This window comes from Thalassobius sp. MITS945101 (assembly GCF_047123305.1).
GTDB lineage: Bacteria > Pseudomonadota > Alphaproteobacteria > Rhodobacterales > Rhodobacteraceae > Thalassobius.
Map to the genome: position 1 here is coordinate 59,393 of NZ_CP138918.1, position 25,938 is coordinate 85,330.

The 25,938-nt window shown below is 60.1% G+C and carries 25 protein-coding genes and 1 pseudogene; 9 read left to right on the forward strand and 17 right to left on the reverse strand.

The genetic code is table 11. The features are described 5' to 3' along the window. Positions 1-147 precede the first annotated feature (147 nt). Entirely contained in the window at positions 148-777 is a 630-nt protein-coding gene (locus tag SIC14_RS00290) for a DUF2306 domain-containing protein (protein WP_412563865.1), read from the forward strand. A 58-nt stretch (positions 778-835) separates the two neighbouring features. Here the strand turns inward: SIC14_RS00290 and proS are convergent, their stop codons facing one another. Beyond that, entirely contained in the window at positions 836-2,188 is a 1,353-nt protein-coding gene (proS, locus tag SIC14_RS00295; protein WP_412563866.1) for a proline--tRNA ligase, read from the reverse strand. 227 nt (positions 2,189-2,415) lie between these two features. Between proS and SIC14_RS00300 the strand changes: the two genes are divergently transcribed. The 4 genes from SIC14_RS00300 to SIC14_RS00315 are packed head-to-tail and all read left to right on the forward strand — an operon-like array spanning position 2,416 to position 8,032. After that, a complete protein-coding gene (locus SIC14_RS00300; RefSeq protein ID WP_412563867.1) occupies positions 2,416-3,483 on the forward strand; it encodes an AI-2E family transporter in 1,068 nt (355 codons plus the stop codon). After that, complete coding sequence (locus tag SIC14_RS00305; protein ID WP_412563868.1) at positions 3,480-4,181, forward strand: DnaA ATPase domain-containing protein; 702 nt, start codon at positions 3,480-3,482, stop codon at positions 4,179-4,181. Before SIC14_RS00300 ends, SIC14_RS00305 begins: the two co-directional genes overlap by 4 nt. Before the next feature lie 52 nt (positions 4,182-4,233). Next, positions 4,234-6,408: an RNA degradosome polyphosphate kinase gene (locus SIC14_RS00310; protein WP_412563869.1), complete on the forward strand. Its 2,175-nt coding sequence runs from the start codon at positions 4,234-4,236 to the stop codon at positions 6,406-6,408. 52 nt (positions 6,409-6,460) lie between these two features. Further along, positions 6,461-8,032 (forward strand): Ppx/GppA family phosphatase, encoded by a 1,572-nt coding sequence (locus SIC14_RS00315; protein WP_412563870.1) that lies wholly within the window; start codon positions 6,461-6,463, stop codon positions 8,030-8,032. A gap of 9 nt (positions 8,033-8,041) precedes the next feature. On the opposite strand, the gene SIC14_RS00320 is transcribed toward SIC14_RS00315, so the two are convergent. From SIC14_RS00320 to SIC14_RS00340, 5 genes are all read right to left on the reverse strand, one after another. Beyond that, positions 8,042-8,428: a hypothetical protein gene (locus tag SIC14_RS00320; RefSeq protein WP_412563871.1), complete on the reverse strand. Its 387-nt coding sequence runs from the start codon at positions 8,426-8,428 to the stop codon at positions 8,042-8,044. 72 nt (positions 8,429-8,500) lie between these two features. Further along, entirely contained in the window at positions 8,501-9,526 is a 1,026-nt protein-coding gene (locus tag SIC14_RS00325; protein ID WP_412563872.1) for an endonuclease/exonuclease/phosphatase family protein, read from the reverse strand. Beyond that, positions 9,526-10,218, reverse strand: coding sequence for a TerB family tellurite resistance protein (locus SIC14_RS00330; RefSeq protein ID WP_412563873.1), 693 nt, complete (start codon positions 10,216-10,218; stop codon positions 9,526-9,528). Before SIC14_RS00330 ends, SIC14_RS00325 begins: the two co-directional genes overlap by 1 nt. Before the next feature lie 63 nt (positions 10,219-10,281). Further along, on the reverse strand, positions 10,282-10,773 hold the full coding sequence (locus SIC14_RS00335) for an N-acetyltransferase family protein (RefSeq protein WP_412563874.1): 492 nt from the start codon (positions 10,771-10,773) through the stop codon (positions 10,282-10,284). Beyond that, the gene (locus SIC14_RS00340) at positions 10,764-11,375 is read right to left on the reverse strand and encodes a VOC family protein (protein WP_412563875.1); all 612 of its coding nucleotides are present in this window, start codon (positions 11,373-11,375) and stop codon (positions 10,764-10,766) included. Before SIC14_RS00340 ends, SIC14_RS00335 begins: the two co-directional genes overlap by 10 nt. A 92-nt stretch (positions 11,376-11,467) precedes the next feature. Between SIC14_RS00340 and nhaA the strand changes: the two genes are divergently transcribed. After that, positions 11,468-12,658 (forward strand): Na+/H+ antiporter NhaA, encoded by a 1,191-nt coding sequence (nhaA, locus tag SIC14_RS00345; RefSeq protein ID WP_412563876.1) that lies wholly within the window; start codon positions 11,468-11,470, stop codon positions 12,656-12,658. A 66-nt stretch (positions 12,659-12,724) separates the two neighbouring features. On the opposite strand, the gene SIC14_RS00350 is transcribed toward nhaA, so the two are convergent. The 3 genes and pseudogenes from SIC14_RS00350 to scpA form a co-directional block, all read right to left on the reverse strand. Next, positions 12,725-12,988 carry an EamA family transporter gene (locus SIC14_RS00350; protein ID WP_412565912.1) on the reverse strand — a complete coding sequence of 88 codons (264 nt, stop codon included), beginning with the start codon at positions 12,986-12,988 and terminating at the stop codon, positions 12,725-12,727. A gap of 304 nt (positions 12,989-13,292) precedes the next feature. Then, positions 13,293-13,619 (reverse strand): annotated as a pseudogene (locus tag SIC14_RS00355) (EamA family transporter); the annotation flags it as partial. A 206-nt stretch (positions 13,620-13,825) separates the two neighbouring features. Next, positions 13,826-15,955: a methylmalonyl-CoA mutase gene (gene scpA / locus SIC14_RS00360; protein ID WP_412563877.1), complete on the reverse strand. Its 2,130-nt coding sequence runs from the start codon at positions 15,953-15,955 to the stop codon at positions 13,826-13,828. A 168-nt stretch (positions 15,956-16,123) separates the two neighbouring features. On the opposite strand from scpA, the gene SIC14_RS00365 reads away from it, so the two are divergent. Beyond that, on the forward strand, positions 16,124-16,633 hold the full coding sequence (locus SIC14_RS00365; protein ID WP_412563878.1) for a DUF4174 domain-containing protein: 510 nt from the start codon (positions 16,124-16,126) through the stop codon (positions 16,631-16,633). Positions 16,634-16,708: 75 nt separating this feature from the next. Here SIC14_RS00365 and SIC14_RS00370 read toward each other — a convergent pair whose 3' ends face one another. The 7 genes from SIC14_RS00370 to SIC14_RS00400 all read right to left on the reverse strand — a co-directional run bounded on the left by SIC14_RS00370 (position 16,709) and on the right by SIC14_RS00400 (position 22,633). Continuing rightward, positions 16,709-18,757 carry a biotin carboxylase N-terminal domain-containing protein gene (locus tag SIC14_RS00370; RefSeq protein WP_412563879.1) on the reverse strand — a complete coding sequence of 683 codons (2,049 nt, stop codon included), beginning with the start codon at positions 18,755-18,757 and terminating at the stop codon, positions 16,709-16,711. A 134-nt stretch (positions 18,758-18,891) separates the two neighbouring features. After that, positions 18,892-19,095, reverse strand: coding sequence for a hypothetical protein (locus tag SIC14_RS00375; protein ID WP_412563880.1), 204 nt, complete (start codon positions 19,093-19,095; stop codon positions 18,892-18,894). A 370-nt stretch (positions 19,096-19,465) separates the two neighbouring features. Beyond that, complete coding sequence (locus SIC14_RS00380; RefSeq protein WP_412563881.1) at positions 19,466-19,813, reverse strand: hypothetical protein; 348 nt, start codon at positions 19,811-19,813, stop codon at positions 19,466-19,468. An 87-nt stretch (positions 19,814-19,900) separates the two neighbouring features. Beyond that, the gene (locus SIC14_RS00385; RefSeq protein ID WP_412563882.1) at positions 19,901-20,044 is read right to left on the reverse strand and encodes a hypothetical protein; all 144 of its coding nucleotides are present in this window, start codon (positions 20,042-20,044) and stop codon (positions 19,901-19,903) included. 214 nt (positions 20,045-20,258) lie between these two features. After that, a complete protein-coding gene (locus tag SIC14_RS00390; protein WP_412563883.1) occupies positions 20,259-20,672 on the reverse strand; it encodes a DUF6497 family protein in 414 nt (137 codons plus the stop codon). Further along, on the reverse strand, positions 20,665-21,024 hold the full coding sequence (locus SIC14_RS00395; RefSeq protein WP_412563884.1) for a hypothetical protein: 360 nt from the start codon (positions 21,022-21,024) through the stop codon (positions 20,665-20,667). Before SIC14_RS00395 ends, SIC14_RS00390 begins: the two co-directional genes overlap by 8 nt. A 76-nt stretch (positions 21,025-21,100) precedes the next feature. Then, a complete protein-coding gene (locus tag SIC14_RS00400; RefSeq protein WP_412563885.1) occupies positions 21,101-22,633 on the reverse strand; it encodes an acyl-CoA carboxylase subunit beta in 1,533 nt (510 codons plus the stop codon). A gap of 195 nt (positions 22,634-22,828) precedes the next feature. Between SIC14_RS00400 and SIC14_RS00405 the strand changes: the two genes are divergently transcribed. Both SIC14_RS00405 and SIC14_RS00410 read left to right on the forward strand, forming a co-directional pair. Further along, entirely contained in the window at positions 22,829-24,043 is a 1,215-nt protein-coding gene (locus SIC14_RS00405; RefSeq protein WP_412563886.1) for a multidrug effflux MFS transporter, read from the forward strand. An 84-nt stretch (positions 24,044-24,127) separates the two neighbouring features. Further along, positions 24,128-25,525, forward strand: a complete 1,398-nt coding sequence (locus tag SIC14_RS00410; protein WP_412563887.1) for a helix-turn-helix domain-containing protein — start codon at positions 24,128-24,130, stop codon at positions 25,523-25,525. Positions 25,526-25,587: 62 nt separating this feature from the next. Here the strand turns inward: SIC14_RS00410 and SIC14_RS00415 are convergent, their stop codons facing one another. Beyond that, complete coding sequence (locus SIC14_RS00415; protein ID WP_412563888.1) at positions 25,588-25,830, reverse strand: YdcH family protein; 243 nt, start codon at positions 25,828-25,830, stop codon at positions 25,588-25,590. Positions 25,831-25,938 lie beyond the last annotated feature (108 nt).

Here is a 25,938-nt window from a genome sequence, read left to right on the forward strand (position 1 = left end):
ATCAGTGGAAAAGTCCGTGTGGCAAGGCAAACGGCGCAAGTCTCTTCACTTTTGCATGAAAACGATACGTTTTTGGGGAAGTGTCAAACTGGATGGGGTATGCGATCCAGAGTTTTGTGAGATGTCTTTGCCTTGAGGATCCCGATTATGGCCGCGCAGTCCAAGTCCCGCCTGTCGTTGAAACTGCTGTTGTTTGTGGCCATGCTGGTCCCCGTTGCGATCATGTTAACCCGTGCTTACGAGGGGATCACCGCGCAACCGCTTTTGCCGCAATCCGCAGTACCGCTTTGGGCCCTTGGCCTTCACGGTGGGGCGTCTGTGTTGTTTCTGGTCCTGGGCGGCATGCAAGTCCTGCCAGGGTTTCGCCGCGATCATCGGGCGCTGCATCAGCGGATGGGGCGAGTGATGATCGCGGTTTCGCTAGTTGGTGCCCTAAGCGGGATCTGGATCACGCTGGCCTGGCCTGCAATCAGCGGCCCCGTGCTGTATTGGGGACGGCTTTTGGCCGGGGTGTTCTGGCTCGTCGCACTGATGCTTGCGGTGCAGGCCATCCGGAAAAGAGACTTCGCCACCCATGGCCGCTGGATGTTGCGCGCTTATGGGCTGGCCTTGACGGCGGGCACGCTGCCTTTCCTTCTATTGCCTTTCATGGCTGTCTTTGGTGAAGGCCATTTACTGATGGAAGAAACCTTGCAGGTTGCCGGGTGGGTTGTGAATATCTGGCTGATCGAGAAGCTGGCCGGACCGCCCCGCCGGAAAATGCCGGTGCTGGCCTGAGACAAAAGTAAAGGCCACCCGCTGGGGGTGGCCTTTGGTTCTACAAGGCTCGGGTTGGTCAGAAGACGTTGACGCGATGGGGGGCGTAGATCTCGATGATCTTCTCGACCGCCTGTTCCGGGGTCATCTCTACGCTTTCACCGGTGCGGCGGCTGGTCAGTTCGACAACACCGTTTTTCAGACCGCGCGGGCCCACGGTGATGCGCCAGGGCAGGCCGATCAGGTCCATGGTGGCGAACTTGCCACCGGCGCGTTCCTTGCGGTCGTCATACAGCGGTTCCAGACCCACAGCGGTGAAGCTGTTGTAAAGCGCCTCACAGGCAGCATCGGCGGCCTCATCGCCCTGTTTCAGGTTCACAATACCGACGTGGAACGGGGTGACACCTTCCGGCCAGATGATGCCGTTGTCGTCATGGCTAGCCTCAATGATGGCACCCAGAAGGCGCGAGACACCGATGCCGTGGCTGCCCATGTGGACTTCGGTCGGCTTGCCATCCGGCCCCTGCACCTTGGCGCCCATCGCTTCTGAATATTTGGTGCCGAAGTAGAAGATCTGGCCAACCTCAATGCCGCGCGCAACGCAGCGGCGTTCCTCAGGCACCTCGTTGAAGAGCGCCTCATCATGGGTCTCATCGGTGCGGGCATAGCGCGAGGTGAACTCTTCCAGCACGGCCTGACACTGTTCGACGCTGTTATAGTCGATCTCGCGCTCGCCGAAGGTCAGATCGGTGATTTCGCGGTCGTAGAACACTTCGGACTCGCCGGTTTCGGCCAGCACCAGGAATTCATGGGTGTCATCGCCGCCGATGGGGCCGGAATCGGCGCGCATCGGGATCGCCTGCAGGCCCATGCGCTCATAGGTGCGCAAGTAGCTGACGAGGTGGCGGTTATAGGCGTGCAGCGCGTCCTCTTTGGTGAGGTCGAAGTTGTAGCCGTCTTTCATGTAGAACTCGCGGCCCCGCATCACACCGAAACGCGGGCGGATCTCATCGCGGAATTTCCACTGGATCTGATAAAGCGTCAGCGGCAGGTCTTTGTAGCTGTTCACATGGGCGCGGAACACATCGGTGAACAGTTCCTCCGCGGTAGGCGAAAACAGCATGTCGCGACCGTGACGGTCCTGCATCCGCAGCATTTCTTCGCCGTAGCCGTCATAGCGCCCCGACTCGCGCCACAGATCGGCAGACTGCAGGGTCGGCATCTGCATCGGAATGTGCCCGGCGCGGATCTGTTCCTGATGCACAATATTTTCAATCTTGCGCAGCACCTTGAAGCCCAGAGGCAGCCAGGAATAGATCCCGGCGGATTGCTGTTTGATCATGCCGGCGCGCAGCATCAGACGGTGGCTGACGATCTGCGCCTCGGACGGGTTTTCTTTCAGAACGGGCAGGAAATAGCGCGACAGACGCATGAATGACCCCTTGGGATTGGCTAACTTGGTTTGCAACGGGTTTAGAAGAGGGCGGCAAGGCAGACAAGAGGGATTGCGGCTTGGGCGACACCGGGGGACACAAAGCCCTGTTCCAAAGGCAGCAAGACCCCGCTGGCCCTGCGTCCCGCAACCCTGCCCTCTTGATCTAAGCGGCAGAACCAACGACATAGGGAAACAACGAAAAAACGAACCACAGGGGCGTGATCATGGCTTTGCCGGTGAAGGAACAGGTTGGATATTGGGGTGTGGCCACGGTCGCCTTTTCGGTGGTGCTTTGGTATCTGGGCGACGTGCTGCTGCCTTTTGTTTTGGGCGGCGCCATTGCCTATTTCCTGGATCCGGTGGCGGACAAGCTGGAAGAATGGGGCGCGAGCCGTGTGCTGGCGACGGTGATCATCACGCTGGTGGCAGTCTGTGCCTTTGTGCTGCTGATCCTGCTGGTGGTGCCGACACTGATCAACCAGTCCCTCGCCCTCATCGAGGTGGTGCCGCAGCTGTTCAATGACCTCTGGGCCTTCCTGACCACCCAGTTCCCGCAGATTCTGGACGAAAGCTCGACGCTGAACCAGTCGTTGCAGCAGGCAGGTCAGACGATCCAGTCCAAAGGCGGCGAATTGCTGAATGCGATCTTCAGCTCGGCGCTGTCGATCATCAATGTGGTGATGTTGCTGGTGATTGTGCCGGTGGTGGCCTTCTACCTGCTGCTGGACTGGGACAACATGGTGGCCAAGGTGGATGAGATGCTGCCGCTGGACCACGCCCCCAACATCCGCCATCTGGCCAGCCAAATCGACGCAACGCTGGCCAGTTTTATCCGCGGCATGGGCACGGTCTGTCTGGTGCTGGGAGGCTATTACGCCATTGCACTGATGCTGGTCGGGCTGCAGTTTGGTCTAGTGGTTGGCTTTGTCGCCGGTGCCCTGACCTTTATCCCCTATATTGGTGCGCTGTTTGGCGGCGCCCTGGCCATTGGGCTGGCGCTGTTCCAGTTCTGGGGCGACTGGCTGTCGATTGGGCTGGTTGCCGGGATCTTTGTGCTGGGTCAGGTGATGGAAGGCAACGTGCTGACCCCCAAACTGGTAGGTAGTTCCGTCGGGCTGCATCCGGTCTGGCTGATCTTTGCCCTGTCGGTCTTTGGCACGCTGTTTGGCTTTGTCGGAATGCTGGTGGCGGTGCCAGTGGCGGCAGCCATTGGTGTGGTTGCCCGTTTTGGCATCGCCAATTACAAGAGCGGCCGACTGTATCAGGGCCACGCCGGAAAGCGCGAAGAGTGAACCAACGCCAATTAAGCTTTGACCTGCCAGTGCGTCCCGCGCTGGGGCGTGCGGACTTTTTTGTCTCGCCGGCCAATGCGATGGCCGTGGTGCTGCTGGAAAGCTGGCAAAGCTGGGCGGGTCGCAAACTGGCCCTGATTGGCCCCAAAGGGGCGGGCAAAACCCATTTGGCGCATGTGTGGGCGGCGACCTCCGGGGCGCTGATCCTACGGGCTGTGGACCTTTGTGATGTGGAAATTCCCGCCGTGGCGATGGGGCCTGTGGTGGTCGAGGATGTGCAGGATATTGCGGGCCTCCGCCCGCTGGAAGAGGCGCTGTTTCACCTGCACAATCTGGTGCTGGCCGAAGGGTTCCCGCTGCTGGTTACGGCGGACCGTCCGGCGCATCTCTGGGGCATCACCCTGGCCGATCTAATGAGCCGGATGCAGGGCACCCAATCGGTCAATCTGGAACAGCCCGACGACCAGCTGCTTTCGGCGGTGGTGGCGAAACTGTTTGCCGACCGGCAATTGATGCCCGCGCCGGATGTGATTGCCTATCTGGTGTCCCGCATGGACCGCAGCTTTGACGCGGCGGCGGATCTGGTGGCGGCGATTGACCGCGAAGCCCTGTCGCGCAAACGCCCAGTGACGCGCAAACTGGCGGCAGAGGTGCTAGGACAAAGTGAACTGCCGGACCTGCTGGACAATCCCGGCTGAGGGCGGCAGACTCCGTCATCAATTGTTCATATGAAGCGAGCATAAGCGCCTCATGTCCCAAGCAGATTTCCTGAACGCTCCCTTTGCGGAGCCTGTTGACCTCCCCGATCTGGACCGCGAAGGCCCGGGCCGCTTCTTTAACCGTGAGCTGAGCTGGCTGGGGTTTAACTGGCGGGTGCTGGAAGAGGCGGAAAACCCCAAGGTGCCGTTGCTGGAACGGGTGCGGTTCCTGTCCATATCGGCAACCAACCTGGATGAATTCTACACCGTCCGCGTTGCAGGCCTGCGCGAGTTGAAACGCGAAGGCCGGACACGGCCCGCTGCGGACGGTCTGACCCCGGCCGAGCAGCTGACCCTTATCAACGAAGACGCCCGCAATCTGATGACCCGCCAACAGGGCATTTTCACCGCCCTGCGCAAAGAGCTTTGCGAGGCGGATATTCACCTGCTGGACCGTGACGGCGTGCCAGAGGCGGACATGGCCTATCTGGAAGAGTTTTTCCTTAACAAGGTGTTCCCTGTTCTGTCCCCCCTGGCGGTGGATCCGGCACACCCGTTTCCCTTCATCCCCAACACCGGTTTTTCGCTGGCCCTGCAGATGGAACGGCGTGGCAGCAAAAAACAGCTGATCACCCTCCTGCCGATCCCGCAGCAGATCAGCCGCTTTGTGCAATTACCCTCGGAAGGGCGCAGCCTGCGATTTTTGCCTTTGGAAGAGCTGTTGTTGTTGTTCACCGACAAGCTGTTCCCCGGCTATGTGATGAAGGGGCAATGTACATTCCGGGTGTTGCGCGACAGCGATCTGGAGGTCGAGGAAGAGGCCGAAGACCTCGTCCGCGAATTTGAGGTGGCCCTGAAACGGCGGCGGCGCGGCGAAGTGGTGCGGATGAAGATCTCCTCCGATGCGCCGACAATGTTGAAACGGGTCATTACCGAAGAACTGCATGTCGACGCGGACGAAATCGTCGAGGTGCAGGGCATGATCGGTATCGCCGATGTAAAAGAGTTGGTGGTGGACGACCGCCCCGACCTGCTGTGGCCCAGTTTCACCCCACGGGTGCCAGAACGGGTGCAGGATTTCGACGGCGATATGTTTGCGGCAATCAAGCAGAAAGACATGCTGCTGCACCATCCGTACGAAACCTTCGACATGGTGGTGCGCTTCCTGAAACAGGCGGCGGCGGATCCCAATGTGGTGGCGATCAAACAGACGCTGTACCGAACCTCCAAAGACTCTCCCATTGTAGAAGCGCTGTGCGAAGCGGCCGAGGATGGCAAATCCGTCACTGCACTGGTGGAACTGAAGGCCCGTTTTGACGAAGCCGCCAACATCCGCCAGTCGCGCCGTTTGGAACGGTCGGGCGCCCACGTGGTCTATGGCTTTGTCGATCTGAAAACACACGCCAAAATCTCTACCGTGGTGCGGCGTGAAGGGGATCGTCTGGTGACCTACACCCATTACGGCACGGGCAACTACCACCCGATCACCGCGCGGATTTACACTGACCTCAGCCTGTTTACCTGTGACGCCAAACTGGGGCGCGATGCAACCAAGGTTTTCAACTACCTGTCCGGTTATGTCGAACCCGAGGGTTTGGAAAACCTCGCCATTTCCCCTGTTGGCCTGAAACAGCGCCTGCTGGAGAATTTTGAGAAAGAGGCCGAACACGCCCGTGCGGGCCGCCCGGCTGAGATCTGGGCCAAGATGAACGCGCTGATCGATCCTGAGATCATCGACGGCCTTTACAAAGCTTCTCAAGCCGGGGTGAAAATCAGCCTGGTGATCCGCGGCATCTGCGGGCTGCGGCCTGGTATCAAGGGCCTCAGCGACAATATTCGGGTAAAATCGGTTGTCGGCCGGTTTCTGGAACATTCGCGTATCGCCTGTTTTGGCAATGGCCATGGGCTGCCTGCGAAAAAGGCCAAGGTCTACATGTCCTCCGCCGACTGGATGGGGCGCAACCTGAACCGGCGGGTGGAAACATTGGTGGAAATCACCAACCCCACCGTGAAGGCCCAGATCGTCAGTCAGGTGATGGCCGCAAACCTGGCCGATGTGGCGCAAAGCTGGGTCATGGGGCCGGATGGTAAGTTTGCGCGGGCCGAACGCAAGGAAGGCGCGTTCAACTTCAACACGCACCGGTTCTTCATGGAAAACCCATCCCTGTCAGGGCGCGGTTCAGCGGGCGCAAAAGACGTGCCGAAACTGACACATACGGATGATTGACCCCACCGGCGGGGCGTTGCATCAATGGGGGACCAAGTGAAGGAGTCGCCCCATGACGGACACCCGCACCCCTGCCGCTGAGGCCCCGGCCTCTGACGTTCAAGCTGCGGAAGACTGGGGGCCCTTTGGCCGCCCGCTGTTCAACGATCCGGCGTCACGCGCCCTTGGTCGCGTTGGGGTGATCGATGTGGGCTCAAACTCGGTGCGGATGGTGGTCTTTGATGGGGCAGCCCGTTCGCCCGCCTATTTCTTCAACGAAAAAATCATGTGTGCGCTTGGCGCGGGGCTGGCCGAAACCGGCACGTTGAACCCGGAAGGTCGCGCCCGGGCTCTGTCTGCAATGCGCCGGTTTCAGAAACTGGCCGAGGGCATGGATGCCCCCACCCTTACAGCGGTTGCCACCGCCGCGGTGCGCGAGGCAAGTGATGGCCCCGATTTTGTAGCCGAGGTCGAACGAGAGACCGGCATCAAGGTGCATGTCATCGACGGCGAAGAAGAAGCGCGGCTTTCGGCGCAGGGGGTGCTTCTGGGCTGGCCCGGTGCCTACGGTCTGATCTGCGACATCGGCGGCTCTTCGCTGGAGCTGGCCGAGATCCACGACGGCAAGGTTGGCAAACGGGTCACCTCTTCGCTGGGTCCTCTGAAACTGCGCGATGTGCCCGGCGGCAAAAAAGGCCGCAAAGCCCATATCACAGCCGTGATGGAGGAACTGGCCGAACAGATGGGGCCGCAGCCGAACCGCCTGTTTCTGGTCGGTGGCTCCTGGCGTGCGATAGCCAAGATCGACATGGTCCGGCGTGGCTATCCGTTGCACGTGCTGCATGAATACCGGATGACCGCCAAATCGGTCCGCGACACCATCGCCTATGTCGAGGAACAGGGTGTCGACGCCCTGCGCAAAAGCTGCGGTATCTCTGAGGCGCGGATGATCCTTGTACCGATTGCCTGCGAAGTTCTGAAACGGCTGATCCGCACCTTCAAACCGCATGACATCGCCATTTCTTCTTACGGGATCCGCGAAGGGCTGCTTTATGAACAGATGCCCGATCAGTTACGAGAACGCGACCCGCTGATCGAAGCTGCCCGTTTTGCCGAGGCCAAAGACGCCCGTCTGCCCGGATTTGGCCGCAGCCTTTATGACTTTGTCTTGCCGCTGTTCAAATCAGCCAAGTGGGAACGCAAACGTTTGGTGAAGGCGGCTTGTCTGCTGCACGACGTCAGCTGGCGCGCCCATCCCGATTACCGCGCCGAGGTCTGTTTTGATACGGTGACCCGCGCCAACCTTGGTGGCCTGCGCCATTCGGAACGGGTGTTTCTGGGGTTGGCACTGATGCACCGGTACAAAAACAGCCGCGATGACAGCCGCTTCGGTGAGATCTTTGATATTCTTGACGAAAAAGCCATTCAGGAGGCCGAGGTTCTGGGCAAGGCGATGCGGTTTGGGGCGATGCTCTGGCCCAAGGCGGACCAGAAAATTGGCGAGTTTCGGCTGTTTCCCAAGAAAAAAGAGCTGCATCTGATCTTGTCAAAGGACGCAGAGCCGTTGTTTGGAGAGGTGGCCGAAAGCCGTCTGAACTCGCTTGCGCGATCGCTGGACGCGGAGGTGACGGTTAAGATCCGTTAAACCACTCCGTCACAGGTCGATGGCACCGCCCTCTTCGGGTGGTTCCACCTCCTCTGGCTGTTTCCGGCGTAGGATGATGTCGCCGTTCGGCAGCATTTCAGGCGGATGATACATCGTGATGTCATCCACCTTGTCCAGCAGTTCGGCAAAGGCGGGGCCCATTTCCTGCATCATCTGCTTCAGCGCGGGCTCCAGCTCTTGGCTCAACTCGTTCAGCTCTTCAATCGCCGGTTCCATCTCCTGGATGATGCCGCGCATGAACAGTTTGGCGCCTTCTTCCATCAGGGAAAACCCGTCATCCTCCTCCGCCAGTCCGGCGGGGGCCAAGGGCATTGTCAGGCTGGCCGCAAGGGCCGCAGAGATCAGAAACCGTTTCATAGCTTCAGTATACCGCATGTCCCGAGTCGTTCCGAGGCCCGTGTGAATATGCGCCGGTTTTCGCCCATGAGGCGTGTAGACGCGGCTACGTCAGGGCAAATCGATATCCATCACCACCGGAAAATGGTCCGAGGCCGTCAGCAGGGCTTCGCGCAGCTCTGGCACCGCAAAACATCCCTCATCTTCAAAGGGATGCCAGATCCGCCAAGACGGCTTAAGCGCGCGCAGATCAGGTGACACCATGATGTAATCCAACAGCGCCTGCAGGTAGCGTTTTTCGTCCGCGATATAGAACCGCGAAGTGGTCGGCTGCGCCCAGCGATTGCGCAATGCCAGCCGGGCATGTGGGTCATAAAGGCAGGGACCCGCCGCCTCACCCAGCACAATCTCCACCGAAGACCGGCCAAACAGGTCCTCATATTCATCCAGACCGGGACCATCGTTCAGATCGCCCAGTACCATCAACGGCACCTGATCCTCCAGATGCTGCTCCACCCGCTGCCGCAGCCAAATCGCCTGCGCCAACTGTTTGCGCCGGTTCGCGATTGAGGCCCGCATCACCGCATCCCGCCCTCGCGCCCCATGGGGTGCTTTGGATTTCAGATGCGCCCCGATCATGCGGAAGGCAAAGCCGGATTTGGTTTCCAGTGCCAGTTCCAGCGGTGGTTTGGAGAAACGCACCAGATCCTCATGCGCATCGACATCCAGATCGATGCGAAACACGCTGTCAAAACGTGGCGCCGCACGGCTGCCCTTTTTGCCGGTTTCTTCGCCCACCGGATCATGGCGGACGGTCAGCACGTCGGGATCATAAAGCAGCGCAATTTCCTGTTGGGTGTCATTTGCAAACCCGATCACCGCCCGCCGCGCGCGCAGATCAAACTTGGCTGCAAAGCCTTCCAGTGCCCGCACCGTATCCCGGCGGGAGTTCTGGTCGGGTGCCTCGATCACCATGACGGCATCCGCATCCAGCGCGGTAAAGACAATGCCCAGCGCGGTGATCTGCTGCTGCCGCGTCACATCGCGGCGCGACGACCAGCCGCCATCCTCCACCAACGCCCCCGCATCATCGAAAAGCGAATTGAACCATTCGACATTGTAGGTGGCGATGCGCATCAAGCGGCCTCAGGCCCTTTGGTTTGGGTGATTTCTTCCCAGGCGCGGTTGAGGTCAATCATCCGCTTTTCCGCCATCTGCACCATTTCCTCGGGCACACCACGGGCCATCATCGCATCGGGATGGGTGTCGCGCACCAGCCGTTTCCAGACTTTGCGGATCTCAGCATAGGGCGTGTCCGGCGCAACCCCCAGAACCGAGAAGGGATCGGGTGCGGCGTCCGGCACAAAACGGGCCCGCAGGGCGCGGAACTCATGTTCGGGAATGCCGAAAATATCGGCCACCTGATGCAGGAAATCATCCTCGGCCGGATGATAGGTGCCATCGGCCATCGCGATGTGGAACAGCCCCTCCATCAGGTCACAAAGGCAGGCGTCTGCGCCACTGAACATCCGCCGGATCCGCAGCGCGTAATCTTCGAACCCTGCCACATCCCGCCGCGCAAGGTTAAAGACACGGGCCGCGCCCGCCTCATCCTCTTGCGCGATCTGGAACACTTCGCGCATGGCGGTGACCTCATCTCGGGTCACCAAACCATCCGCTTTGGCCATTTTGGCCGACAATGCAATCACCGCAATTGTAAACGCCACAGAACGTTCCGGTGGGGTGCGCAGACGTTCAAAGATCTCGCTCAGCGGCTCGCCGCCGGTAAGGGCGCTCAGCGCCTCGCTTATGCGTTTCCAAATGGACATGGGGTCTAGTCTATCCTGCTGGCGCGTGACTGTCAGGGCCATATTGCAAATGCAGCATAGGGATCACAGGGTTTTCTGCAACAACACCATATCCAGAAAGCGGCCGAATTTATGCCCCGCGTCCGGCAGGCGCCCTACCTCAGCATAGCCCAGCGCCTTGTGAAAAGAGATGCCAGCAGCGTTTTCACCACTGACCGCCCCGATCAGAACATGATGACCGGCGGTGCGGGCGTGCCGTTCCAAAGCCTGCAACAGCTGCCGGCCTAGGCCCTGCCCCTTGGCAGCTTCGGACAGATAGATGGTATGTTCCATCGTCATCCGGTAGCCCGGCCCCGCGCGGAACGGGCCATAGCAGGCCATGCCCAGAACCGTGCCTTGGTGCTCTGCCACCAGAAAACCACGTCCCGCTGCCTGACGCGCGGCGATGTCAGCGGCGATGCTCGCAGACGTTTTTTCCGAGGTCGTGAACGTCACGGTGGTGTCACGGATGATCTGGTTCCAGATCGCGGCAATAGCTTCGGCGTCTTCGGCGCAGGCATCGCGGATCACAGCCACCGGTGTTCTCCATCGATCTCAAAACACGCCCGCATCGCTGGCACGGCGGCCGTTTCAAACCGCAGCCGCACATCCTGCATCACGGGCTGGATCTGCGCCGCAAGGGCCGCGGCCGCGGGATGGCGCAGCACCAGTTCTTTCAACCGCGCCCCGCTCTGCGGCAAGGAGGCTGCCGGATGCCGCCCCTGCCACTCGATCAGGGCAGGACAGACCTCATCAAAGGGCAGTTTACCGGTTTCCGGCACCGCCATTTTCCAGCGCAGATCCCCCCGCGCCAGCGCCACCGCGCGCCCTGCCCCGTCTGGCAACTGTGGCAGCGCTGCTGACATATCGTCGCAGCGCACGATCCAGTTGTGCAACCTTGGCGGTCCTTCAAAACTGTCGAGGTCAAACCAGCGCGGATCTTTGGGGGGCTTGGCCTCTGGATCAATTGCAATCACCTCGAGGTAAAGGTCATCTTCCAACCCTATCAAGAGGTTATGCGTTCCAAAACGCGGATGCTGCCCACCGGGCGCCATCGTTATCCCCAGCTTTTCAGCCACAAAGGCCGCGCCTTCAGCCAATGAATTCGACGCAACCGCTAAATGGTCTAAAACAAGCATTAAATTGTTTTTCTCCCCAGTCGTTGGTATTGAACCAAGTTAAATTCAACCCATTTCGGCGTAAAACTTGGATTCAGAGCAAAGGAAACGCAATGCTGCTGCGCGCAATTGACAAATTTTTCAGACATGAGGCCTCGGGCGGCATCTTATTGATGCTCTCGGCTGTTGCTGCTCTGATCGTAGCAAACTCGGCCCTGTCGGGAACCTATGAGGGTGTGCTGGGCAGCTATCTGGCAGTTACCCTGGATGGCGAGGGCCTGAAGAAACCGCTGATCCTGTGGATCAACGATGGTTTGATGGCGATCTTCTTCTTCCTGATCGGGCTTGAGTTGAAGCGCGAGATGATGGAAGGCAAGCTGAAGAACCCCGCCGATGTGATCCTGCCCGGCATGGCCGCTGTCGGCGGCATGATCGTGCCCGCGCTGATTTTCGCCGCCTTCAACTGGGGCCTGCCGTCAATTTCCGGCTGGGCGATCCCTGCCGCCACCGATATTGCCTTTGCTCTGGGCATTCTGGCGCTGATGGGCACCCGGGCCCCTTCCTCACTGAAAGTGTTTCTGCTGACACTGGCCATCCTTGATGACCTAGGCGCGATTGTGATCATTGCGCTGTTCTACACGGCGGAACTGAAGATCGACTACCTCTACCTGTCACTCCTGCCGCTGGCGGGTCTGGTCTACCTGAACCTCAAAGGCGCCCACCGTGTGGCCCCGGCCATCCTTCTGGGAGTGATCATGTGGTTCTTCGTGCTGAAGTCTGGCGTCCACGCCACGCTGGCCGGTGTGATCACCGCCTTCTGCATCCCGCTGAAAGACAAATGGGGTAAAAGCCCGCTGCACTCGCTGGAACATGCGTTGACACCCTATGTGCTTTATCTGATCATTCCGATCTTTGCCTTCGCCAACGCTGGTGTGGTGCTGCAGGGCATGACCTTTGCGGATCTCTTTGCACCGCTGCCGCTCGGCATTGCGCTGGGTCTAGTTCTGGGCAAGCAGATCGGTGTTTTTGGCATCACCTATGCAATGGTCAACGGTGGCATGGCCCGGATGCCACATGGCGCAAACTGGATGCACATCTATGGCGTCGCCTGTCTGGCTGGCATCGGTTTTACCATGTCGCTCTTCATCGGCTCGCTGAGCTTTGCAGACGCCTCGATGATGAACCAGGTGCGTCTGGGGGTTCTCTCCGGCTCCGCCATCTCTGCCATTCTGGGCGCTGGTGCTCTGCTGCTGGCTGGCCGTGAGAAGGAAGAGAGCGAAGAGGGTGAGGCCGAAGCGGCCTGACCCTTCCCACCTTAAGATTGCAGAAAGGCGCTCTCCGAGGAGAGCGCCTTTTTCTTATGTGTGCCGCTAGCCGTTGTTCCCCCCGCGCCTCGGCCGCAGCACCCGGTGACGCCCTGACAAAAGACGTCCATCTGTCACCACAAACCCAAGCCCGATCACCACAAATCCAATCCCTGCGTTTGCCGTCAGACCCTCGCCCAACAGCAGCACGCCAAGCCCGATTGCAAAGGGTGGGATCATTAGCGTCACCAACATCAGGTTCGCCGCCCCCGCCCGCCGCAGAATGGCAAAATAGAGCCCGTAGGCCAGTGAGGTCGACAGCAGCGCCAGCCCCCCCCAACGCCCCCCAGGTGGACAAAGTTAGGTCCAGACGCGGCACCCCCTCCAGCAGCAGCACCAGCGGCACCATCAGCACAGCGGCGCTGATCAACATGCCGGTTGCATTAACCAAAGGCGGATGATCCCCCAGCATCCGCTTGCCCCACACGCTGGCAAACGCATAAGACAGCGCCGCCGCCAGCACCGCCAGCTGCGCCAGATTGGCAGGATCAAACGCCCCAAACGCCTTTGGCCCCATCACAATCACCACTCCGACAAGGCCCAACACAGCCCCCGCCAGTTTGTTGCGGGTCAGCGGCTCGTCGGGCAACAGCAGCCCCGCAACAACCGCGCCAAACATCGCTGTGGTGGCATTGAGGATCGCGGCCAACCCGGCATCGATCTGCTGCTGGCCCCAGAAAATCAGCGAAAACGGCAGCGCATTGTTCAACAGCCCCATGCCCAATGCGCCCAGCCAGAACCGCGTCGTCCGAGGCAACACCTGCCCCCGCAATGCCAACACAGCCCATAAGGCCGGCACCGCCCAGACCACCCGATGCAGGGTGATCGTCAGAGGTGGCACCTCCCGCAGCGCCAGTTCCGCAAAGATGAAAGAGCCGCCCCAGACAGCGGCAAGGCTCACAAGCAGCGCCAGGCTGCGCAGGTCCAAAGAGGTGGTCTTCAAAACAAACTCCCCGACAGGTTTCTGCCGGGAAGTTTAAAAATCTGAACCGAACCAGACGATCCGTTTCCTGCGCTTTCTTCTTGGCGCAAATATCCTGGGTGAATGCGGCCCTCCACAGGAGGGGCGCAGAGGGCAAAGCCCTCCCCCCAGAAGACCCAGATGCCTCAGGCGCGGGCTTCGCGGATCAGCTTCAGGATATCCTCGGCGGCTTCGGGAATGTTGGTGCCGGGGCCAAAGATCGCTTTCACACCGGCGTTTTGCAGGAATTCATAATCCTGCTGCGGGATCACCCCGCCGCAGATCACGATGATGTCTTCGGCGTCTTTGTCCTTCAGCGCCTCGATCAGCTGCGGTGCAAGGGTTTTGTGACCGGCGGCTTGGGACGAGATCCCGACCACGTGCACGTCATTGTCTACGGCATCCTGCGCCGCCTCGGCGGGGGTCTGGAACAGCGGACCGACATCGACGTCAAAGCCGATGTCGGCGAAGGCGGTGGCGATCACTTTGGCGCCGCGGTCATGGCCATCCTGGCCCATCTTGACCACCAACAGTCGTGGGCGACGGCCCTCTTCCTCGGCAAAGGCTTCGATGGATTTCTGAATGGCGGCAAAGCCTTCGTCCCCTTCATAGGCGGCACCATAGACCCCGGCGAGGGTCTTTACCTCGGCGCGGTGACGGCCAAATTCCTTCTCCATTGCCATGCTGATTTCCCCTACTGTTGCACGGGCGCGGGCGGCTTCGACAGCCAGCGCCAACAGGTTGCCGCCCTCGGAGGCGCCTTTGGTCAAAGCCTCCAGCGCAGCGCTGCACGCCGCCTCATCGCGGGTGTCGCGGATCTGGTTCAGACGGGCGATCTGGCTTTCGCGCACCGCCACGTTGTCCACATCCAGAATGTCGATCGGGTCTTCCTCGGACAGTCGGTATTTGTTCACGCCCACGATGACTTCTTCGCCGCGGTCGATCATCGCCTGACGCCGCGCCGCGGATTCCTCGATTCGCAATTTCGGCATGCCCGAGGCCACGGCCTTGGTCATGCCGCCCATGTCCTCGACCTCTTCGATCAGCGCCCAGGCCTTCTCGGCCAGCTCATTGGTCAGGCTTTCCACATAGTAGGAGCCCGCCAGCGGGTCGACCACATTGGTCACACCGGTTTCTTCCTGCAGGATGATCTGGGTGTTGCGTGCAATCCGCGCCGAAAACTCGGTGGGCAGGGCAATGGCTTCGTCTAATGCGTTGGTGTGCAGTGACTGGGTGCCGCCCAGCACCGCTGACATCGCCTCATAGGCGGTGCGGATCACGTTGTTATAGGGATCCTGTTCCTGCAGGCTGACCCCCGAGGTTTGGCAGTGGGTCCGCAGCATTTTCGAACGTTCGGACTTGGCGCCAAACTCGGTCATGATGCGATGCCACAGCATCCGCGCGGCCCGCAGTTTGGCGGCCTCCATGAAAAAGTTCATGCCAATCGCAAAGAAGAACGACAGGCGGCCCGCAAATTTGTCCACATCCATGCCCGCGTTGATCGCAGCGCGCACATATTCACGGCCATCGGCCAGCGTGTAGGCCAATTCCTGCACCAGGTTCGCGCCCGCTTCCTGCATGTGGTAGCCGGAGATCGAGATCGAGTTGAACTTGGGCATCTCATTCGACGTGTATTCGATGATGTCCGAGATGATCCGCATCGAGGGCTCAGGCGGGTAGATATAGGTGTTGCGCACCATGAACTCTTTCAGAATGTCGTTCTGAATGGTGCCTGCCAACAGACTCTTGTCATGGCCCTGCTCTTCACCGGCCACGATGAAGTTTGCCAGGATCGGGATCACGGCACCGTTCATGGTCATCGAGACCGAAACCTTATCCAGCGGGATGCCGTCAAAGAGGATTTTCATATCCTCAACCGAGTCAATCGCCACACCGGCCTTACCGACGTCGCCAACCACCCGTTCATGATCACTGTCATAGCCGCGGTGGGTGGCCAGGTCGAAAGCGACCGAGACCCCCTGCTGACCCGCCGCAAGGTTTTTGCGGTAAAAGGCGTTGGATTCTTCGGCGGTGGAGAAACCGGCGTATTGGCGGATGGTCCAGGGACGGCCCGCGTACATCGTCGCCTTCACCCCACGGGTAAAGGGGCCAAAGCCCGGCATGCCGCCCATATGAGGCAGATCCGCAGTGTCCTCGGCGGTGTAGAGCGGTTGCACCTCGATGCCTTCCAGCGTGTCCCAGTTGAGATCATCCAGCGGGCGGCCACGCAGCTCTTTCTCGGCCAGTTTGCGCCAATCGTCTTTGCTGTTGGTCATGCTTTGGTCCTCTTCTTCGCGCCGGGAGGGGCGTCTTTTGTCGGGGAAAGGGGGAACGGGGTCAGCTGCCGGAGGCGATCCGACTGCGGCACACCAAGATTTGTGCAATTCACGGTCGCAATCGGGCCAAGGATGCCTATATCTTGGACAACAGGAGGCCTTGCTTTGATGCGACGAGTGTTTGGAATTCTTACGTTTTTGGCGCTGCCCGTGTTGGGTGGCACCTCTTTGGCGGCGCAAGAGGCCGCCGCGGCGGAAACAGCGCCAGATCCTGTGACGGAAGTTGTAACCGAACCTGTGGCAGACACCCCGGCCCTGCCCCTCGTGGACAGCGCGGAGGTGACGCTAGACGAATTTCTCTGGGTCAAGCGGCCCATCGTGGTCTTCGCCGATGCGGATGCGGACCCGCGGTTTGTGGAACAGCTGCGGTTTCTGGAATCCGACATCGAAGAGCTGCTGCTGCGCGATGTGGTGATCCTGCTGGACACCGCCCCCAAAGAACGCTCAGCCCTGCGCAAGAAACTGCGCCCGCGCGGCTTCATGCTGGCGTTGATCGACAAGGACGGAGAGGTCAAACTGCGCAAACCCGCCCCCTGGACCGTGCGCGAAATCACCCGCTCCATCGACAAATGGCCCACGCGGCAGCAGGAAATCCGGGTCGAACTGGGCAAGGAGTAACGGCCACCCCGATAAGGGATGGCGCCACCTGCGGACAGGCCGCAGGCAGGGTATGGAACCATGCCCAGCATCTACTTATTCGAACTCGATGATCACATCATCCACGGCCAGGCTGTCGCCTGCGGCCGCGTTGATTTTCTTGACCACAGCTTTTTTCTCGGCGCGCAGGATGTTTTCCATCTTCATCGCCTCAACGGTGCAGAGCGCCTGGCCTTCCTGCACTTCGTCACCCACGTCCACGTCGACTTTCACAATCAGACCCGGCATCGGGCAGAGCAGCATTTTCGAAGTGTCCGGCGGCAGTTTTTCCGGCATCAGCTTGGCCAGTTCGGCCTGACGCGGGGTGCGCACGTGGACCTTCAGGTCGGCACCACGGCTGCGGATGCGGAACCCGCCCGAGATTTTGCCAACTTTCAAGACCAGTGTTTCACCACCCACCGTCAGCTCTGCCAGTTGATCCCCCGGCGTCCAGTCCGAGGCCACGCGCAGGCTGCTGCCATCGGCAAACTTCACGGTGGAACCTTCGTGATCCGCATCGATTTGAACCGCAAACTCAACACCTTGCAGGGTCACAACCCAATCGGTACCGACGCGGCGTTCGTGGTTGTCCATCCGGCCCGAGACACGGGTGCGGCGGATTTCGGCAACACGGTGCATCGCAGAACAGGCCGCGGCAACGCGTTTCAGCGCCGCGTCCGGCAGATCCACACCTTCGAAACCTTCGGGATATTCCTCGGCGATGAAGGCGGTGGTCATTTCACCGCTGATGAATTTCGGATGGTCCATCACAGCGCTGACGAAGGGCAGGTTGTGGCCGATGCCTTCCAACTCGAACCCGTCCAGCGCGTTGCGCATGGCCTCAATCGCCTCACCGCGGGTTGGCGCCCAGGTGCAGAGTTTGGCGATCATCGGGTCATAGTACATCGAGATCTCGCCACCCTCAAAGACGCCGGTGTCGTTGCGCACGGCAAAGCCTTCACCAACGCTGGCGTCATCGGCCCATTTGCCATTGTCCTGCATCGGACCCGCGGCAATTTCCGCCGGCGGGCGATAGCGGGTCAGGCGGCCAATCGACGGCAGGAAGTTGCGATAGGGATCTTCGGCATAAACGCGATTTTCAATGGCCCAGCCGTTAATCTGCACGTCATCCTGCGTGATCGACAGCGGCTCGCCGTTGGCGACGCGGATCATCTGTTCCACCAGATCCACACCGGTGATCAGCTCGGTCACAGGATGTTCCACCTGCAGACGGGTGTTCATCTCGAGGAAGTAGAAGTTCTTGTCGCCGTCGACAATGAATTCCACGGTGCCTGCTGAAGTGTAGCCCACCGCCTTGGCCAGCGCGACGGACTGTTCGCCCATGGCTTTGCGGGTCGCTTCGTCCAGGAAGGGCGACGGCGCTTCTTCCACAACCTTCTGGTTCCGGCGCTGGATCGAACATTCGCGTTCATTCAGGTAGATTCCGTTGCCATGGGCATCGCAGAGCACCTGAATTTCGATGTGGCGCGGCTGGGTGACGAATTTCTCAATAAAGATCCGGTCATCGCCGAAGCTGTTCGCTGCCTCGTTTTTGGACGACTGGAAGCCTTCGCGCGCCTCGTCGTCATTCCAGGCAATCCGCATGCCTTTGCCACCGCCACCGGCCGAGGCTTTGATCATCACCGGATAGCCAACTTCGTTGGAGATCTTCACCGCTTCTTCGGCGTCCTCGATCAGCCCCATATAGCCGGGAACGGTGGACACGCCGGCCTCTTGAGCAATTTTCTTCGAGGTGATCTTGTCGCCCATGCTTTCAATCGCACCTTTAGGCGGGCCAACAAATGCAACACCTTCGGCGGCCAGCGCCTCGGCGAATTTGGCATTTTCGGACAGGAAACCGTAACCGGGGTGCACCGCTTCGGCACCCGATTGACGAATGGCGTCCATCACCTTGTCGATCACGATATAGGACTGGTTCGCAGGCGGCGGACCGATGTGGATGGCTTCATCCGCCATTTTCACATGCAGCGCCTGCTTGTCCGCTTCCGAATAGATCGCCACGGTCTTGATGCCCATCTTGCGGGCAGTTTTCATGACGCGGCAGGCGATCTCACCCCGGTTCGCGATCAGGATCTTATTGAACATCTTTCGTCCCTTCCGATATTTCGCCAGAGCGGAGGCCACTCTGACACATGGCAACAAAAACCCCACCGCAGCCCGAGGCCGCGATGGGGTTCAATTCTCTGTCTGACCCGAAGATCAGCGATGTCCGCGCTGGCTTAGCAGCGTGACGGATAGATTTCGCAATAGGCGACATTGCCAGCGGCACCCAGCACCGCTGCCGAGCCGAGGTCGCCGTCAAGGACAGCGGCGGTTGCAACACCGGCGCCTGCGCCGATGAGGGCGCGCTCGCCCATGTTGTCGCCACAAGCCGACAGGCAGAAAGCCGTGGCCGCTGCCAGAATCCAGAGTTTCGTTTGCATGATCTGCCTCTCAGTTTTGTTGTTCTGAGCGCAGTTTCATCGCATTTCGCCCTGTTTGCCAAGGGCGTACAGATCCGCAGGTCGGTTTGCGCGGCAGTCTGCCGAGCGGCCGATGTCACGGCGTGATCTACTGGAAAAAAAGTGGACGGATGTCCCTGGGGAGAGGCCATCCGTCCAGATGGGGAAGGGTAATGGCTTGTTACACAAGCGGTGCCCCGCATGTTGTTGTGCCCGTCGGCACCATAGGGGGCGGTCACTACTGTCGCCACGCTGCCGCATCCCGCAGCCTCGGCCAAGCACAAGCGCTGGCCGCTGCGATTTTGGGCCGCTTCCCGCCCAAGTTGGATATGGCTGCGCAGAAACATGCCGATCAGTCCTCAAAGGCGTCCGGAAACGCGGCGCGGGCTTTGGCTTCGTTCAAGACCAGAAGCGCCTCATAGCTTTCGGGATCAAACGGATCGTCCACCGCGGTGACTTCACGGCCAAAGAGCCAGCTCAACCGGCCAGCGTCCAGATTGCCGCGTTCAAACGGCTGGTCGCCAAAATGTTCCCACAGCGCCTTCACAAAGGCGATGTCGGCGCGGCGGTCCGGCGGACGGCGGTCGCGGTAACGTTCGCGTGCCGTCAGAGGGGTGGCCCCTTTCGGATTCGCGCGGCGGATGGTGAATTGATAATCGGTGCTGGGCATACGGCCCGGAAACCCGCGATGTTTTAGCATGGTCTGCTCCCTTGCTTGAAGGGGCGCGGGCTGACCGGAACAGGCCGACCCGCGGCCTGTTCCTGAGATACGAGGCGAAAGCCTACGTTAGTTGTATTTGCCGTTGTAGACGGGCTCAACCGAGATTGGCTCGGGCTCGACCACAATGTATTCTTCTTCTGCCGGCTGTGCGCAGGCTGCCAGCGCGGCCACGAGGCCCAGCGCGAGGAAGGCTTTGAATTTGTTCTGCATGTAATGCTCCTGTCCGTTTCACTCAACGAAAGCGGGGACGTTGCCCCAACCTGCCCCTCAAAAAGGGATTGAGCAGCCCGAAGGCCACCAGACGCAATCATAAAGGAAACACCAGGTGATTCATACGCGCTATTGCGCGGTTTGCGGGCCTGTGACGCCAAAGTCGCAAGTTCCCGCCGATCCGGCCTAAAGGCCGCAACATATTGTAGAGACATCAGAAAGCCTCCCAGATGCAGAGGCCGTTTTCGACCCGGAAAGCTTCGAAAAACTGGATGATGTCGGGCTGGGTCTCACCGAACTCCAGCTCCTTGGAGCTGAGCGAGATCACCACCTGCGCCACCTCGGCGCCCCGATCCTTGAGGTCGGGGAGGGCATATTCGGTGCAGAGATGGGCGAAATCCCCCTCCACCGCATCGTAGCTCACGCCAGTGGCCAACGCTGGCGCCAGAAAGCGGAAGCGCGCCCAATCAGAGCCGTCAGACTGCGGCTCAATACGTTGATCCATCAAGGCAAGCGTCAAACCGGAGGGCACAGCGGCAAGGGCCTCCTCTTGCCCTGCCGCCGTGGCCGCGCCGATCCAACAAAGGATGCCCCCGAGCGCGACGGTATCTCTGATCGCCCTACGCATCATCCTGCCCCTTTCGGGTGCGGGCCGCATGGGCAATCCATCGTTGGCGCAGGGCGGGTGTCGACAGAATCTCTGCGACCTGATCGCTCAGGCCGGCGGGAATGGCCCCGTCAACCTGACCACCTGCCGTGACTTGCAACCGGTCCCCGTCCCGCGAAATGCGGACAATGGGCGAAAACCCCTTGAGCCGTTGCAGCCTGCGCCAGAGGTCCTGACGGATCTGTTGCGCAAGCAGCAAGCGGTTGCAAGCAGGAAAATCAACGCTGGCCGCAAAATCCATACGCACCGGTACGCGCCGCGCCAGCACCAGCGCGTCACCATCAGAGAGGATATGCCAATTGCGGCGGGTCATTGAGATGTCCTTGTCGCGGGCGGTTACTGCCATGAGGGGGCAAAGCTTGGCCGCCGTTAGATCGGCGACCAAAGGTTTACAGCGGGATGTTGTCGTGTTTTTTCCACGGGTTTTTCAGCTGCTTGTTGCGCAAGGACGCAAAGGCGCGGGAGACACGGCGACGGGTCGATTTCGGCTGGATCACCTCATCGATGAAGCCACGTTCGGCCGCCACGAAGGGGTTGGCGAAGCGGTCTTCGTAGTCCTTGGTGTGGGCCGCGATTTTTTCGGCATCGCCCAGATCGGCGCGGTGGATGATCTCGGTCGCGCCTTTGGCGCCCATCACGGCGATTTCCGCGGTTGGCCAGGCGTAGTTGAAATCACCGCGCAGGTGTTTCGACGCCATCACATCGTAAGCCCCACCATAGGCCTTGCGGGTGATCACGGTCACCTTCGGCACCGTGGCTTCACCATAGGCGAACAGCAGTTTCGCACCGTGTTTGATCACGCCACCGTATTCCTGCGAGGTGCCCGGCAGGAAGCCCGGCACGTCCACCAGCGTCAGGATCGGGATTTCAAAACAGTCGCAGAAACGCACGAAACGGGCGGCTTTGCGGCTGGCATCGATGTCCAGACAGCCGGCCAGAACCATCGGCTGGTTTGCAACAACTCCCACGGTCTGACCTTCCAGACGGATGAAACCGGTGATGATGTTCTTGGCGTAGTCTTCCTGAATTTCGTAGAAGTCGCCCTCATCCCCGATCTTCTGGATCAGCTCCTTCATGTCGTAAGGCGTGTTGGGGTTTTCAGGCACCAGCGTGTCAAGGCTGTCCTCAATGCGGCCCGGCTCATCAAAGAACGGGCGCACCGGCGGCTTTTCGCGGTTGTTGAGCGGCAGGAAGTCGACCAGACGGCGCACTTCGGCCATCGCCTCAACATCGTTTTCAAAAGCCCCATCTGCGACCGAGGATTTCTTGGTATGGGTGGAGGCGCCGCCCAGTTCTTCGGCGGTCACAACCTCATTGGTCACGGTTTTCACCACGTCCGGGCCGGTCACAAACATGTAGGAGGTGTCTTTGACCATGAAGATAAAGTCGGTCATCGCGGGCGAATAGACCGCGCCACCGGCACATGGACCCATGATCACCGAAATCTGCGGCACCACACCCGAGGCCATAATGTTGCGCTGGAACACTTCGGCGTAGCCAGCCAGCGAGTCGACACCTTCCTGAATACGCGCTCCGCCCGAGTCGTTCAGACCGATGATCGGTGCGCCGTTCTGCATCGCCATTTCTTGAATCTTGCAGATCTTCTGCGCGTGCGTTTCTGACAGCGACCCGCCAAAGACGGTGAAGTCCTGGCTGAAAACATAGACCATACGGCCATTGATGGTGCCCCAGCCGGTGATCACCCCATCGCCCGCTGGCTTGTCGTTTCCCATGCCGAACTCGGTGCAGCGATGGGTTTTGAACATGTCGAACTCTTCAAAGCTGCCTTCATCAAGCAGCAGTTCGATCCGTTCCCGTGCGGTCAGTTTGCCTTTTTTGTGCTGACTGTCGATGCGGCGCTGACCGCCACCCAGACGGGCGGCTGCACGGCGATCTTCGAGCTGCTGGAGGATATCTTTCATGGCGGTCCCCTTAACTGGTTTGCGTAAGGGTATAGGGGGGCGAAGGCGCGACTCAAAGGGGAAACCGGCAAATTTGCAAAGACTTGGCAGAGCGGCACGCGCTAAATGCAAATATGCAAACTATCGTTGCGTAAATCCAAAGGTGGCATACACTCCCTATGGACTCGCCTATTTATAGCGGAATACCCTTAACAGATGAACCACTTCCCCGCCGTACGGTTCCTTGACCGGACCACTCCGCCGCATATTGCGACGCTGATCCTGCTGGCAGGCATGTCAGCAATGGCGATGAATGTCTTCCTGCCTTCGCTGCCCGGCATGGCCGAGTACTACCAGGTCGATTACGCCTTCATGCAGCTGTCGGTCGCGCTTTACCTTGGGGTGAACGCGGCGATGCAGCTGTTTGTTGGCCCTTTGTCAGACCGCTACGGACGCCGCCCTGTGCTGCTGTGGGGCACCGGCCTATTCTGCCTGGCGACATTGGGCTGCGTATTGGCCCCAACGGGCGAGATCTTCATGGCATTCCGCATGTTGCAGGCGGTGATCGCCGTCGCCATTGTGCTGAGCCGCGCCGTGGTGCGCGACATGTATCCGCAGGACAAAGCGGCCTCGGTAATGGGATACGTCACGATGGGCATGTCGCTGGTGCCAATGTTGGCCCCAGCCCTCGGCGGCGTTTTGGACACTTGGTTCGGCTGGCAGGCCTCGTTTGAGCTGCTGCTGATCTGTGGCATCGCGGTTTTTGCCCTTATCTGGTTCGATCAAGGCGAAACCGCCCGCCACACCGGCACGCCGATGAAACAACAGATCAAGGAATACCCTGAGATCCTTGGCTCACTCCGGTTCTGGGGCTACGCCTTGGCGACCGCATTGGGATCCGGCGCGTTCTTTGCCTATCTTGGCGGCGGGCCCTATTTGGGCACCGAAGTGTTCAACATCCCCACCGAAGAGCTGGGCCTGTGGCTGGCCACACCGGGGATCGGCTATTTCCTTGGCAACTTCATCTCTGGCCGGTTTTCGGCCCGCTTTGGCGTCAATCGCATGGTGCTCAGCGGCACGCTGATCGTCACCGGAGGGCTGCTGGTCGCCTATGGGTTCAGCCTCACCGGCAATGGCACCGCCATCACCTTTTTTGGCGCCATGATCTTTGTTGGGATCGGCAATGGCATGACCATTCCCAACGCCTCAGCAGGAATGCTGTCAGTGCGCCCCCATCTGGCGGGCACCGCCTCGGGTCTGGGCAGCACCATTATGATTGGTGGCGGTGCAGCGCTGTCAGGCTTTGCCGGCGTGATATTAGAGGGCAGCAGCAACGATCTGCCTCTGATGAGCCTGATGACACTGGTTTCCGCCCTCTCGGTGCTCTGCATTCTCTATGTGATCTACCGCGACAAAAAGCTCGGCGGATAAACCCGCCGCGCCCTTGCGCCCGCAACTTTGCAAACTTACGATCCGAAATCAGCAAAGCTGTAAACCGCTGATCCGGAGCCGCCCATGGCCACGCAAAAACTCTATGCCGGTGCAAAACTGCGCGAAACCCGTCAACGTCTGGCCCTGACGCAGAAGGAATTTGCCGCCAAACTGGGCGTGTCGCTGCCCTATCTGAACCAGATGGAAAACAACAACCGTCCGGTCTCGACCACGGTGGTGCTGGCCTTGGCGCAGGAGTTCGGTTTTGACGTGACCGAGCTGTCCACCGGGGACAGCGAACGGATGGTCTCCGACATGCGTGAGGCGCTGGCGGATCCGCTGTTTGCCGACAATATGCCGCCCCTAGCCGATCTGCGGCTGACCGCCTCAAACGCACCCGCGCTGGCACGGGCCTTTCTGGACCTGCACCGAGCTTACCGGCAAACCCATGAACGTCTGGCCTCACTGGATGAAGCGCTGGGACGGGAGGATCGCGGCAGCCAGCAAAGCCCCTGGGAAGAGGTGCGCGATTTCTTCCACTATTGCGACAACTACATCGACGCCGTGGACCGCGCGGCCGAACATTTTGCCCAGGGCGCGGGCCCAGGCGGCATCCGTCTACATGCGCTGAAATCGCTGAAATCCGCAGGGTTGAAGGTGAATTTCAACGACAGCGCCCCAGTCCGCCATTTTGACGCCGACAGCCGCACGCTCACCATGTCCTCGCGCACCGCTCCGGAGACCCAGACCTTCCAGCTGCTGCTGCAGATTGCCCTGCTGCAACAGGACAAACTGCTGGAGGCCACGCTGGATCTGGCCCGTTTCCAGTCCGAGGAAGCCCGCTCCATCGCCAAAATCGGCCTCGCCAACTATTTTGCGGGCGCGGCCCTGATGCCCTATGGCGATTTCCTGGCCGAGGCGCAGGCAACCCGGCACGATCTGGAACTGCTGTCCCACCGGTTTGGGGCCTCGATCGAACAGATTGCCCATCGGCTGTCCACCCTGCAACGCCCCGGCGCCAAAGGCATCCCCTTCTTCTTTGTGCGGGTGGATCAGGCCGGCACCATCACCAAACGCCATTCGGCCACACGGCTGCAATTTGCCCGTTTCGGCGGCGCCTGCCCGCTGTGGAACGTGCACCGCGCCTTTGAAACGCCCGGACGCTTCCTGCGCCAACTGGCCGAAACCCCGGATGGCGTCCGTTACATCAGCCTGGCACGGGATGTGTCGAAATGGGGCGGCAGCTTCGGCGCGCCGGTGCGCCGCTTTGCCATTTCTCTGGGCTGCGAGGTGCGCCATGCCGCCGATCTGGTCTATGCCGACGGGTTGGACCTGAACACCCCTTCCGCCTTTGAGCCGATCGGCATTTCCTGTCGGATCTGCGAACGCCAGAACTGTCACCAACGCTCTGTACCGCCGCTGGAACGCCGCCTGACCATCAACGCCAACCGGCGCGAGTTGCTGCCCTATAAGGTGGATTAAAAAAGGGCGGCCCGAAAGCCGCCCTTCTGTCAATCTGAACGAGGCCCGATCCCCACGCCGGATCAGGCGGTCTCTTTCAGATAGCTGTAAATCTCATCCTTCAGCGCCGCGCGCTTCTTGCGCATATCGGCCTCCACCAGCTGCTCCACCGGCTCCACATTGGTTTCGGCACGATGCACGGCACGGTTCAGGGTGTGATACTCCTCGGCCAGTTTGGCAAAATGCGCATCCGACACCTTCAGTGCCGACATTTTCTCTGCCAGTTCGGGGAATTCCTCAGCCAGTTCATGGGGTGTGTTCGACATTGCGTTTCTCCTTACCTTGTCTTGCGCCCGACTCTACCGCCTGCCCAAGCCCGCAACTTTGACCCCGATCAAACCCGGCGCCCGTAAAACCAAAAAACGCGCCCCTTG

Coding starts and splice junctions, on each gene's coding strand:
- SIC14_RS00415 (WP_412563888.1), bottom strand. CDS start 25,830: ATGTCGAACACACCCCATGAACTGGCTGAGGAATTCCCCGAACTGGCA.
- SIC14_RS00390 (WP_412563883.1), bottom strand. CDS start 20,672: ATGCGTAGGGCGATCAGAGATACCGTCGCGCTCGGGGGCATCCTTTGT.
- scpA (WP_412563877.1), bottom strand. CDS start 15,955: ATGACCAACAGCAAAGACGATTGGCGCAAACTGGCCGAGAAAGAGCTG.
- SIC14_RS00325 (WP_412563872.1), bottom strand. CDS start 9,526: ATGCGCATCGCCACCTACAATGTCGAATGGTTCAATTCGCTTTTCGAT.
- SIC14_RS00340 (WP_412563875.1), bottom strand. CDS start 11,375: ATGCTTGTTTTAGACCATTTAGCGGTTGCGTCGAATTCATTGGCTGAA.
- SIC14_RS00300 (WP_412563867.1), top strand. CDS start 2,416: ATGGCTTTGCCGGTGAAGGAACAGGTTGGATATTGGGGTGTGGCCACG.
- SIC14_RS00330 (WP_412563873.1), bottom strand. CDS start 10,218: ATGTCCATTTGGAAACGCATAAGCGAGGCGCTGAGCGCCCTTACCGGC.
- SIC14_RS00365 (WP_412563878.1), top strand. CDS start 16,124: ATGCGACGAGTGTTTGGAATTCTTACGTTTTTGGCGCTGCCCGTGTTG.
- SIC14_RS00315 (WP_412563870.1), top strand. CDS start 6,461: ATGACGGACACCCGCACCCCTGCCGCTGAGGCCCCGGCCTCTGACGTT.
- proS (WP_412563866.1), bottom strand. CDS start 2,188: ATGCGTCTGTCGCGCTATTTCCTGCCCGTTCTGAAAGAAAACCCGTCC.
- nhaA (WP_412563876.1), top strand. CDS start 11,468: ATGCTGCTGCGCGCAATTGACAAATTTTTCAGACATGAGGCCTCGGGC.
- SIC14_RS00385 (WP_412563882.1), bottom strand. CDS start 20,044: ATGCAGAACAAATTCAAAGCCTTCCTCGCGCTGGGCCTCGTGGCCGCG.
- SIC14_RS00370 (WP_412563879.1), bottom strand. CDS start 18,757: ATGTTCAATAAGATCCTGATCGCGAACCGGGGTGAGATCGCCTGCCGC.
- SIC14_RS00380 (WP_412563881.1), bottom strand. CDS start 19,813: ATGCTAAAACATCGCGGGTTTCCGGGCCGTATGCCCAGCACCGATTAT.
- SIC14_RS00410 (WP_412563887.1), top strand. CDS start 24,128: ATGGCCACGCAAAAACTCTATGCCGGTGCAAAACTGCGCGAAACCCGT.
- SIC14_RS00405 (WP_412563886.1), top strand. CDS start 22,829: ATGAACCACTTCCCCGCCGTACGGTTCCTTGACCGGACCACTCCGCCG.
- SIC14_RS00375 (WP_412563880.1), bottom strand. CDS start 19,095: ATGCAAACGAAACTCTGGATTCTGGCAGCGGCCACGGCTTTCTGCCTG.
- SIC14_RS00400 (WP_412563885.1), bottom strand. CDS start 22,633: ATGAAAGATATCCTCCAGCAGCTCGAAGATCGCCGTGCAGCCGCCCGT.
- SIC14_RS00310 (WP_412563869.1), top strand. CDS start 4,234: ATGTCCCAAGCAGATTTCCTGAACGCTCCCTTTGCGGAGCCTGTTGAC.
- SIC14_RS00290 (WP_412563865.1), top strand. CDS start 148: ATGGCCGCGCAGTCCAAGTCCCGCCTGTCGTTGAAACTGCTGTTGTTT.
- SIC14_RS00395 (WP_412563884.1), bottom strand. CDS start 21,024: ATGACCCGCCGCAATTGGCATATCCTCTCTGATGGTGACGCGCTGGTG.
- SIC14_RS00320 (WP_412563871.1), bottom strand. CDS start 8,428: ATGCGGTATACTGAAGCTATGAAACGGTTTCTGATCTCTGCGGCCCTT.